At 70.8% G+C, this 9609-nt stretch carries 10 protein-coding genes; 5 read left to right on the top strand and 5 right to left on the bottom strand.

Going from position 1 to position 9609, the window contains the following annotated elements; genetic code table 11:
- Nucleotides 1-2: 2 nt before the first annotated feature.
- Nucleotides 3-1091, bottom strand: a complete 1089-nt coding sequence (ychF, locus tag ACSMXR_RS24500) for a redox-regulated ATPase YchF (protein WP_364886648.1) — start codon at nucleotides 1089-1091, stop codon at nucleotides 3-5.
- A gap of 240 nt (nucleotides 1092-1331) precedes the next feature.
- Nucleotides 1332-2255 (bottom strand): carbohydrate kinase family protein, encoded by a 924-nt coding sequence (locus tag ACSMXR_RS24495; RefSeq protein ID WP_473169918.1) that lies wholly within the window; start codon nucleotides 2253-2255, stop codon nucleotides 1332-1334.
- A gap of 300 nt (nucleotides 2256-2555) precedes the next feature.
- Between ACSMXR_RS24495 and ACSMXR_RS24490 the strand changes: the two genes are divergently transcribed.
- On the top strand, nucleotides 2556-3149 hold the full coding sequence (locus ACSMXR_RS24490) for a DUF6542 domain-containing protein (protein WP_473172439.1): 594 nt from the start codon (nucleotides 2556-2558) through the stop codon (nucleotides 3147-3149).
- 20 nt (nucleotides 3150-3169) lie between these two features.
- On the opposite strand, the gene ppgK is transcribed toward ACSMXR_RS24490, so the two are convergent.
- A complete protein-coding gene (ppgK, locus tag ACSMXR_RS24485; RefSeq protein WP_137231930.1) occupies nucleotides 3170-3922 on the bottom strand; it encodes a polyphosphate--glucose phosphotransferase in 753 nt (250 codons plus the stop codon).
- 38 nt (nucleotides 3923-3960) lie between these two features.
- A complete protein-coding gene (locus ACSMXR_RS24480) occupies nucleotides 3961-4950 on the bottom strand; it encodes a 4-hydroxy-3-methylbut-2-enyl diphosphate reductase (RefSeq protein ID WP_218524906.1) in 990 nt (329 codons plus the stop codon).
- 93 nt (nucleotides 4951-5043) lie between these two features.
- Between ACSMXR_RS24480 and ACSMXR_RS24475 the strand changes: the two genes are divergently transcribed.
- From ACSMXR_RS24475 to ACSMXR_RS24460, 4 genes are all read left to right on the top strand, one after another.
- Nucleotides 5044-6546: an APC family permease gene (locus tag ACSMXR_RS24475; protein WP_473169917.1), complete on the top strand. Its 1503-nt coding sequence runs from the start codon at nucleotides 5044-5046 to the stop codon at nucleotides 6544-6546.
- Nucleotides 6547-6615: 69 nt separating this feature from the next.
- On the top strand, nucleotides 6616-7839 hold the full coding sequence (gene xseA / locus ACSMXR_RS24470) for an exodeoxyribonuclease VII large subunit (protein WP_473169916.1): 1224 nt from the start codon (nucleotides 6616-6618) through the stop codon (nucleotides 7837-7839).
- Nucleotides 7840-7905: 66 nt separating this feature from the next.
- Entirely contained in the window at nucleotides 7906-8151 is a 246-nt protein-coding gene (locus ACSMXR_RS24465; RefSeq protein WP_137231933.1) for an exodeoxyribonuclease VII small subunit, read from the top strand.
- A 157-nt stretch (nucleotides 8152-8308) separates the two neighbouring features.
- Entirely contained in the window at nucleotides 8309-8899 is a 591-nt protein-coding gene (locus ACSMXR_RS24460) for a malonic semialdehyde reductase (RefSeq protein WP_218524908.1), read from the top strand.
- Between the two features lie 87 nt (nucleotides 8900-8986).
- Here ACSMXR_RS24460 and ACSMXR_RS24455 read toward each other — a convergent pair whose 3' ends face one another.
- The gene (locus tag ACSMXR_RS24455) at nucleotides 8987-9538 is read right to left on the bottom strand and encodes a DUF4245 domain-containing protein (RefSeq protein ID WP_137231934.1); all 552 of its coding nucleotides are present in this window, start codon (nucleotides 9536-9538) and stop codon (nucleotides 8987-8989) included.
- Between the last annotated feature and the right edge of the window lie 71 nt (nucleotides 9539-9609).

The raw sequence follows: 9609 nt of genomic DNA, 5'->3' as shown, positions 1-9609 counted from the left end.
GCCTAAACGTTGAAGCGGAACTCCACCACGTCCCCGTCCTGCATCACGTACTCCTTGCCCTCCATGCGGGCCTTGCCCTTGGCGCGGGCCTCGGCGACCGAGCCGGTTTCGACCAGGTCGTCGAAGGAGATGATCTCCGCCTTGATGAAGCCCTTCTGGAAGTCGGTGTGGATCACACCGGCCGCCTCGGGGGCCGTGGCGCCCTTCTTGATGGTCCAGGCGCGGGCTTCCTTCGGGCCTGCCGTCAGGTAGGTCTGGAGGCCCAGGGTCTCGAAGCCGACGCGGCCGAGGGTGGCGAGGCCGGGCTCTTCCTGGCCCATGGACTGGAGCAGTTCGAGGGCCTCGTCGTCGTCGAGCTCGATCAGCTCGGACTCGATCTTGGCGTTCAGGAAGATGGCCTCGGCGGGGGCGACCAGGGCGCGCTGCTCGTTCTTGAAGTCCTCGTCGACCAGTTCGTCCTCGTCGACGTTGAAGACGTACAGGAAGGGCTTGGTGGTGAGGAGGTGCAGCTCGTGGAGGAGCTTGCCCTTTTCGGTGCCCGCCGTGATGCCCGCGGCGAACAGGGTCTGGCCCGTCTCCAGGATCTGCTTCGCCTCCTCGACCGCGGCGAGGACCGCGACCTTCTCCTTCTGGAGGCGGGACTCCTTCGTCAGGCGCGGGACGGCCTTCTCGACGGACTGGAGGTCGGCGAGGATCAGCTCGGTGTTGATCGTCTCGATGTCGTCCTTCGGCGAGACCTTGCCGTCGACATGGATGACGTTCTCGTCCTTGAAGGCCCGGATGACCTGGCAGATCGCGTCGGACTCGCGGATGTTCGCGAGGAACTTGTTGCCCAGTCCCTCGCCCTCCGAAGCACCCCGGACGATGCCGGCGATGTCGACGAAGTCCACCGTCGCCGGGAGGAGCCGCTCGGACTTGAAGATCTCCGCGAGCTTGTTCAGGCGCGGGTCCGGGACGCCGACCACGCCGACGTTCGGCTCGATCGTGGCGAACGGGTAGTTGGCCGCCAGCACGTCGTTCTTGGTCAGGGCGTTGAACAGGGTCGACTTGCCGACATTCGGCAGACCGACGATTCCGATACTAGTACTCATGGCACAAACATCCGCTCAAGATCAAGAAGGGTGGGATCGGCCGCGACTCCAGGCGCGCTCACGGCTCCTCGTTTCCGGGGCAGGCCGAGCACGCCATCGCCTACGTGCGCGTATCACGGTACAGGGACAAGAGCGAGTAGGTCTCCTCCGAACCCCAGTTCGACACGCCGGTGTGGCCTTTGGTCGCGGACGGCCGGCACCGCCCGCACCGTCGGCACCGTGAGGCCGCTGCGAGGAGTGTTACCGGTCACCTGGGGCGCCTCCGGCCCGCAGTGAGGCCCTGCGGAGCTCCTCCGAGGTGATCAGGGCCTCGTGCGTACCGTGATGGCCGCAGGCGAACGCGCCCGACACCGAGCCCGCGAGGACGCTGGCGGCCAGGTCCCCGCCGTTGAGCCGGGTGTGCAGGAACGCGGTGAGGAAGGCGTCACCGGCGCCGTTGCTGTCCACCACCGGCCGCTCCGGCACCACCGCGGGGAAGTGCCGGACCACGCCGTCCCCGTGCCGTTCCAGTACGAAGCACCCGTTGTCGCCGTCCGTGGCGACGGCCACTTCGGCCCGCCCCTCCGAGATGATCGTGCGGAGCCCGTCGGCCACCCGGTCCTTGAGCACCGCCGCGCTGAAGAAGACGTGGTCGGCTCCGTACGCCCAGGGGTGGGAGGCCGGGTTCGATCCGTCCCAGGCGTGCAGGTCCGTGGAGACGGTGCGGCCGCCCGCGCGGGCCGCGTCGAACAGCTCGCGGTTGAAGTGGCTGTAGGACAGGTGGACGTGCCGGGCGCGGTCGAAGTGCGGACCGCAGAAGGTCAGCGGCATGAGCAGATCCGCCGGATGACGGCCGTCGTAGAAGGAGAACCGGCGCCCGGCCTTGTCCACCAGGTTGACACTGCGCGGCGTTCCCGCGGGTGCGGGCAGATGGTCACAGGGCAGGCCGACGTCCTTGTACCTGTCCAGGATCTGCCGGCCGAGGACGTCCTCACCGATGTAGTCGATGAACTGCGTCTTCCTGCCCAGGGCGTGGAAGCCCAGGGCCACGCCGTTGCCGGTGTGCGCCACGTAGTCGCGGATGGGGGGCACCGACAGATAGTCGCCTTCGGGCACGGTCAGCTCGTCCACGCGCACGATCGAGTCGATCCCGGAACCGCCCACAACCAGTACGTCATATTCCATGTGCCGTTCCCCTGTCTCCAGTGCCACAAGTGGTCCAGCAGACCTCGGCCCGGGTGGGCGGTCAACACCTGCTTCGAGATCGCGCGGCGCAGAGCTCGACCGTGCGGCTTTCGGCCGTGTGACATCGAACGCAACCCCAAGGTCGGCCAAAGCGCGTGTCCAACGCCTGATTCCCCGCCCTCCGCGACCTACGTTGTGCAGGTGGAGCAGCACAGGACACGACCCCCGCAGCGCAGGCAGCCCCCGCAGGCCGCGCCCGCCCCGCCCGCGCCGGGTGGCATGCCCGGCGAGAGTTCCGCCGTGTACCGGGTGCGGGTGCGCAGCGTGCCGCCCGTGGTCCTCGCGCTGCGGCGGTTCCCCAACCCCCGGCTCACCGGGATCGGGGCCGGGCTGTTCGCCGCGCTCACGATGTTCGTGCTGGCCTGTGTCGACCGGCTGCTGTTCGACAGTTCGGAGCTGGTCTACGGGCTGCTCTTCCTGCCCGTCAGCGCGCTGACCGCGCTCTGGGTCCGGCCCGCCGACCTGGTCACCGCGCCGATCAGCGTGCCCATCGCCTTCGCCGTCGGAGTGTTTCCGATCTCCGGGGGGTCGGAAGGGTTCGGCGGACAGACCATGGGGCTCGTCACCGCTCTCGCCGTGCACGCCGGCTGGCTGTACGGCGGAACGCTGATCGCGGGCCTCATCGCCTCCGTACGCAAGGTGCGGCAGATGCGGGCCCGGCGGCGGTACGTCCTGGCCCAGGGGTCCAAGGGATCTCAGGGGCCCAAGGGGTCCCTGGGGCCGGGTGCCGGTCCGGGGCGCGCGCCCCGGGCCGCAGCCTCGGCCCCGGCCGCGAAGCCCGTACGGGCCGGGGCGGGCACGACCGCCGCGGTCCGCCGTCCCCAGCGGCCCTGAAGCCTGTCGGGTCGGCCCGCTCAGCCCTTGCCGTGCCCCGTGCCCGCCGCCGCCATCGCCGCGCCCACGATGCCCGCGTTGTTCTGGAGCTGGGCCGGGACGATCTCGGCCCGGACCTTCTCGATCAGCGGCAGGAACTTCTCCGCCTTGCGGCTCACCCCGCCGCCGATGATGAACAGCTCCGGCGAGAACAGCATCTCCACGTGCAGCAGATACTTCTGGACCCGGTGCGCCCAGTGCTGCCAGCTGAGGTCCTCGTCCTCCTTGGCCTTCGTGGAGGCGTGCTTCTCCGCGTCGTGGCCGTGCAGCTCCAGGTGGCCCAGCTCGGTGTTGGGGACGAGCCGGCCGTCGGTGAAGACCGCGCTGCCGATGCCCGTACCGAACGTCAGCAGGATGACCGTGCCCGTACGGCCCTTGCCCGCGCCGAAGGTCATCTCGGCGACCCCGGCCGCGTCCGCGTCGTTCAGGATGGTGACGGGCTGACCGATCCGCTCGCCCAGCAGGGTGCGGGCGTCCGTGTCGACCCACCCCTTGTCGACATTGGCCGCGGTGCGGGTGATGCCGTCCGTGACGACCCCGGGGAAGGTGATGCCGACCGGGCCCGACCAGGCGAAATGGCCCACGACCTCGGCAACGCCGTCGGCCACGCCCTTGGGCGTGGCCGGATGCGGTGTCAGCACTTTGTGGCGCTCCTGCGCCAGGTCCCCGCGGTCCAGGTCCACGGGAGCACCCTTGATCCCTGATCCGCCGATATCCACACCGAAGATCTCCATGGAACCCACGGTACGGGCAGGCCGGGCCCCTTGCGCGGCTACTCGGCGGAAAGGGCGGCGGCCTCGGCGCGCAGGTCGCGGCGGAGCTCCTTGGGGAGCGAGAAGGTGATCGACTCGTCGGCCGTCTTGACCGTCTCCACGTCCTCGTAACCGCGCTCCGCGAGCCACTCCAGGACCCCGTCGACCAGGACGTCGGGGACCGAGGCGCCGGAGGTCAGGCCGACCGTCGACACGCCCTCCAGCCACGCCTCGTCGATCTCGCTCGCGAAGTCGACCAGATACGCGGCGTCGGCCCCGGCGTCGAGGGCGACCTCGACCATGCGGATGGAGTTCGAGGAGTTCTTGGAGCCGACCACGATGACCAGCTCGGCGTCCTCGGCCAGCTTCTTCACCGCGATCTGGCGGTTCTGCGTGGCGTAGCAGATGTCGTCGCTGGGCGGCGAGAGGAGGTTGGGGAACTTCGACTTGAGCGCGCCCACCGTCTCCATCGTCTCGTCGACGGAGAGGGTGGTCTGGGAGAGCCAGACGACCTTCGAATCGTCGCGGACCTCGATGTTCGCCACGTCCTCGGGGCCGTCGACCAGCTGGATGTGGTCGGGGGCCTCGCCGGAGGTGCCGATGACCTCCTCGTGACCCTCATGGCCGATCAGGAGGATGTCGTAGTCCTCCTTGGCGTACCGGACGGCTTCCTTGTGGACCTTGGTGACCAGCGGACAGGTCGCGTCGATGGTGGCGAGCTTGCGCTCGGCGGCCTCCGCGTGGACGGTGGGCGCGACTCCGTGCGCGGAGAACATCACGATGGAGCCCTCGGGCACCTCCGCGGTGACGTCCACGAAGATCGCACCCTTCTTCTCCAGGGTCTGCACGACGTACTTGTTGTGCACGATCTCGTGGCGGACGTAGATCGGGGCCCCGTACTGCTCCAGGGCCTTCTCGACGGCGATCACGGCACGGTCCACGCCCGCGCAGTAGCCACGGGGTGCGGCGAGCAGGACACGGCGGGCAGGCGTTGCAGTCATGCGTCCCATCGTAAGGCCGTGCCGAACGGGCGCGCGGACCGTCGGGTCGGGAGACTGGTCGCGGTGCGCGTGTGAAGCGTGGCGGACGGTGATGGAGGGGCGATGGCGTCGGTGTCGGAGAGCGGTTCGGGCAGCGGTACGGGCAGTGGCTCGGGCCGCGGGCCCGGTGGTGGTTCGGGCAGTGGTACGGGCCGCGGGCCCGGTGGTGGTACGGGCGGCGGGCCAGGCGGTGGTTCGGGGAGCCGTGCGGAAGAAGGGAAGCTGCGGCGGACGCTGGGGTTCCGGGATCTGGTCGTCTACGGGCTCCTCTTCATCGCCCCGATGGCCCCCGTCGGGGTGTTCGGCACCCTGGACGCGAAGTCCGACGGGGCGGTCGCGCTGGTCTATGTGGTGGCGACGGTGGTGATGGCCTTCACCGCTTTCAGTTACGCCCAGATGGTGCGGGTCGCCCCGTTCGCCGGTTCGGTCTTCACCTATGCCCGCAAGGGTCTCGGGGAAGGGCCGGGGTTCATCGCCGGGTGGATGGCCATGCTCGACTACCTCCTGATCCCGGCCGTCGCCTACCTCTTCTCCGGGATCGCGATGAACGCGCTGGTCCCGGAGGTCTCGCGGTGGGTGTGGACCGCGATCGCCGTCCTGATCACCACGCTGCTCAATCTGTGGGGCGTACGGGCGGCCGCCCGGGTCGGTTTCGCGGTGCTGGCCATGGAGATCGTGGTGCTGCTGGTCTTCGTGGTCTCGGCCGTGGTCGTCCTCGTACGGGACGGGGCGCAGCGCGGCTGGCTGACGCCGCTGACCGGGGACACCGGGTTCTCCATGGCGGCGGTGCTGGGCGCCGTGTCGATCGCCGTGCTCTCCTATCTGGGCTTCGACGCCATCGCCTCGTTCGCCGAGGAGGTGACGGGCGGCTCGCAGAAGGTGGCGCGGGCGGTGCTGTTCTGCCTGGTGCTGGCCGGCGTCCTGTTCGTGGCGCAGTCGTACCTGGCGGCGCTGCTGGAGCCGGTGAGTTCGGCGGAGCTGGCGGCGGACCCGGCGGCGCAGGGGTCGGCGTTCTACGACGCGGTGGACGCCTCGGTGGGGACCTGGCTGCACGATCTGGTGGCGGTGAGCAAGGCGATCGGGGCGGCGTTCGCCGCGCTGGCGGGGCAGGCGGCGGCCGGGCGGCTGGTCTTCGCGATGGCCCGGGAGCGGCGGCTGCCGCACTTCCTCTCGAAGGTCGACCCGAGCTCGGGGGTGCCGCGGGTGGCGATCCTGGGCGCGGCGATCGTGACGCTGGTGGCCGCCGTGTGGGCGGCCCGGCGCGACGACGGACTGGACCATCTGGTCTCCGTGGTGGACATCGGCGCGCTGACGGCGTTCGTGCTGCTGCACGCGTCGGTGATCGGCTGGTTCGTCGTACGCCGGATGTCGGGGCCGCCGGTGTGGTGGCGGCACGTCCTCGTGCCCGTGGTCGGCGCGGGCGTCCTGATCGCGGTCATCGTGGAGGCGACGACGTCCGCCCAGGTGGTGGGCCTCTGCTGGCTCGGGGTGGGGCTCGTGGTGCTGGCGGTGCAGGGGACGGGCCGCCGGAGCGGGGCGGCGGGTCCGGGTGGACCGGGCCGGTGAGCCTTCGGGGGCACTGTCGCCCTGCGCGGGGCGGGTGCCTTGTCGGTGGCTGCCGATACGCTCGCCCGTATGGCTCTCAACACGTCCGCGGAAGCGCCACTGCCCGTCGGTGAGGTGTCCCGGCTCATCGGCGGGTGGATCGACCGGCTCGGCGCGATCTGGGTCGAGGGGCAGATCACCCAGCTGTCGCGGCGGCCGGGGGCCGGGGTCGTCTTTCTGACGCTGCGCGATCCGTCCCACGACATCTCGGTGAGCGTGACCTGCTTCCGGCAGGTCTTCGACCGGATCGCCGATGTGGTCACCGAGGGCGCGCGCGTCGTCGTGCTGGCGAAGCCCGAGTGGTACGCGCCCCGGGGGCAGCTGTCGCTGCGGGCCACCGACATACGGCCGGTCGGGATCGGTGAGTTGCTGGTGCGGCTGGAGCAGCTGAAGAAGTCGCTCGCCGCCGAGGGGCTCTTCGCCCTGGACCGGAAGAAGCCGCTGCCCTTCCTGCCGCAGCTCATCGGGCTGGTCTGCGGGCGGGCGTCGGCCGCCGAGCGCGATGTCCTGGAGAACGCCCGCCGCCGCTGGCCCGCCGTGCGCTTCGAGGTGCGTAACACCGCCGTGCAGGGGGTGAACGCGGTCGCCCAGGTGGTGCAGGCGGTCGAGGAGCTGGACGCGCTGGCCGAGGTCGATGTGATCGTGGTGGCCCGGGGCGGTGGCAGCGTCGAGGATCTGCTGCCGTTCTCCGACGCGCAGCTGATCCGGACCGTGGCCGCCTGCCGTACGCCGGTGGTCTCCGCGATCGGCCACGAGCCGGACTCACCGCTGCTGGACCTGGTCGCCGATCTGCGGGCCTCCACGCCCACGGACGCGGCGAAGAAGGTCGTCCCGGACGTGGGCGAGGAGCTGGAGCGGGTGCAGCAGCTGCGGGACCGGGCGCTGCGGACCGTACGGGGGCTGCTGGACCGGGAGGAGCGGGGGCTCGCGCACGCGCTGGGCCGCCCGGCGATGGAGCGGCCGCAGCGGCTGGTGGACGAGCGCGAGGCGGAGGTGGAGGCGCTGGTCGGGCGCGGCCGGCGGGTGCTGGGCCATCTGCTGGACCGGGCCGACTCCGAGCTGTCGCACACGCTCGCCCGGGTCGTCTCGCTGTCGCCCGCCGCCACGCTGGAGCGGGGGTACGCGGTGCTCCAGCGGCCCGACGGACATGTGGTGCGCTCCCCCGATGAGGCCGGTGCGTCCGGCGAGCCGCTGCGGGCGCGGGTGGCGGAGGGCGAGTTCACGGTGCGGGTGGACCGGGACGGGGACGGGTGAGCCGGCCGCCCGGCGGCCGGGGCCGTGCCGACGATGACGTAACAGCTCACATTTAGGGTGGATCACATGACGGACGACGACGGTACGGCGGCGACTGCCGCCGCCACGGGCACGCTCGGGTACGAGCAGGCGCGCGACGAGCTGATCGAGGTCGTGCGCCGGCTGGAGGCGGGCGGCACGACGCTGGAGGAGTCGCTGGCCCTGTGGGAGCGGGGCGAGGAGCTGGCGAAGGTGTGCCGGCGCTGGCTGGAGGGCGCCCGCGCCCGGCTGGACGCGGCTCTGGCCCGCCCGGAGGAGACCGACGAGGGCTGAGCCCCGAGCCGGGCTCTCGCACGGCGTGCACGAAGTAGCTGCACTGTGCAATGGATGTGGAATGGATCACTCATCGCCCCGTTTAGTTGAAAGTTAACCTATCTCTGGCGTACCTTCGGACTCTCCCCACCGCGTTCGTCCGGAAGGTTTGCACCAGATGTCCCTCGTTCTCGACCCCGCCGCCCAGGACCTCCTCTTCCGTGAGGCCCGCACCGCCAACACCTTCACCGACGAGCCGGTGACCGACGAGCAGGTCCAGGCGATCTACGACCTGGTGAAGTTCGGCCCGACCGCCTTCAACCAGTCGCCGCTGCGCGTCGTCCTGGTCCGCTCCGCCGAGGGTCGCGAGCGCCTGGTGCAGCACATGGCCGAGGGCAACCGCCCGAAGACCGCCACCGCCCCGCTCGTCGCGATCCTGGCCGCCGACAACGAGTTCCACGAGGAGCTCCCGGCGCTGCTCCCGCACTTCCCGCAGGCCAAGGACATGTTCTTCTCGGAGCGTCCGGCCCGCGAGTCCGCCGCCGGCCTCAACGCCGCGCTGCAGGCCGCCTACTTCATCATCGGCGTCCGCGCCGCCGGTCTGGCCGCCGGCCCGATGACCGGCTACGACGCCGCGGGCATCCAGAAGGAGTTCCTGGACGGCGACCACACCCCGCTGATGGTCGTCAACATCGGCAAGCCGGGCGAGGACGCCTGGTTCCCGCGCAGCCCGCGCCTCTCCTTCGACGAGGTCGTCACCACCGTCTGAGCCGTACGGCCGAGCCCGCGCGGCTCCCGCCCGACGCGAAGGGGCCCCGGAACACCACGTGTTCCGGGGCCCCTTCGCGTACGCGCGTCAGGAAGCGGGCGTCGCGGGCGGCGGCGTCGTCTTCAGCGCCGCGGCCATCTCGACCAGGCTCTCCTTCGGCGCCGAGCCGGTCACCACCGTGGTGTGGCCCTTCCCGGGCAGCACGAGGGCGTTGTACTTCTCGCCCTCCCAGACCTGCCACTCCCGGCCCGCCACCGTCTCCGTCCGCCCGGTGTTCTCGGCCTTCTGGCTGACCTCGGGGACATACGTGCGCGCGGCGGCGGTGGACTGCTCGACCGCGACGTACTTGCGGTCCGCGTCGAGGAAGCCCAGGTGCCAGGCCTTGCCCTCGACCTCGTCGTACCGGACGGAGGTCGCCTTCCACTTCTCCGGCAGGCCCTCCGGCGCGGCCACCGGGTAGGGGGCGGCGGTGCGTACCGTCGCCAGCTCCACGGTGAAGTCGACCGCCTTGATCGGGTCGGCGTTCTCGTCCTTCGGGATGAAGAGGTATATGACCCCCGCGCAGGCGGCGATCACCAAAGTCGACAGGAACATGTCCCGGACTGTCTGCTTGCCTCGCTTGCTTGCCACGGCATCCATGGTGGCACGCGGCCTGACCCGCCCGGCCGCAGGGTACCGGTCACGGCCGGGACACCGGGGCGCTCATGCGT

This window comes from Streptomyces sp. DSM 106670, from assembly GCF_055792845.1.
Note: the sequence above shows the minus strand (reverse complement) of the source record. Positions and strands in the feature narration are given on the sequence as shown.

Excerpts from the sequence above, each read along its gene's own strand:
- ACSMXR_RS24460 (WP_218524908.1), top strand. The coding sequence starts at position 8,309 with ATGTCCCTCGTTCTCGACCCCGCCGCCCAGGACCTCCTCTTCCGTGAG.
- ACSMXR_RS24465 (WP_137231933.1), top strand. The coding sequence starts at position 7,906 with ATGACGGACGACGACGGTACGGCGGCGACTGCCGCCGCCACGGGCACG.
- ACSMXR_RS24495 (WP_473169918.1), bottom strand. The coding sequence starts at position 2,255 with ATGGAATATGACGTACTGGTTGTGGGCGGTTCCGGGATCGACTCGATC.
- ACSMXR_RS24455 (WP_137231934.1), bottom strand. The coding sequence starts at position 9,538 with ATGGATGCCGTGGCAAGCAAGCGAGGCAAGCAGACAGTCCGGGACATG.
- ACSMXR_RS24480 (WP_218524906.1), bottom strand. The coding sequence starts at position 4,950 with ATGGGACGCATGACTGCAACGCCTGCCCGCCGTGTCCTGCTCGCCGCA.
- ACSMXR_RS24475 (WP_473169917.1), top strand. The coding sequence starts at position 5,044 with ATGGCGTCGGTGTCGGAGAGCGGTTCGGGCAGCGGTACGGGCAGTGGC.
- ychF (WP_364886648.1), bottom strand. The coding sequence starts at position 1,091 with ATGAGTACTAGTATCGGAATCGTCGGTCTGCCGAATGTCGGCAAGTCG.
- ppgK (WP_137231930.1), bottom strand. The coding sequence starts at position 3,922 with ATGGAGATCTTCGGTGTGGATATCGGCGGATCAGGGATCAAGGGTGCT.
- xseA (WP_473169916.1), top strand. The coding sequence starts at position 6,616 with ATGGCTCTCAACACGTCCGCGGAAGCGCCACTGCCCGTCGGTGAGGTG.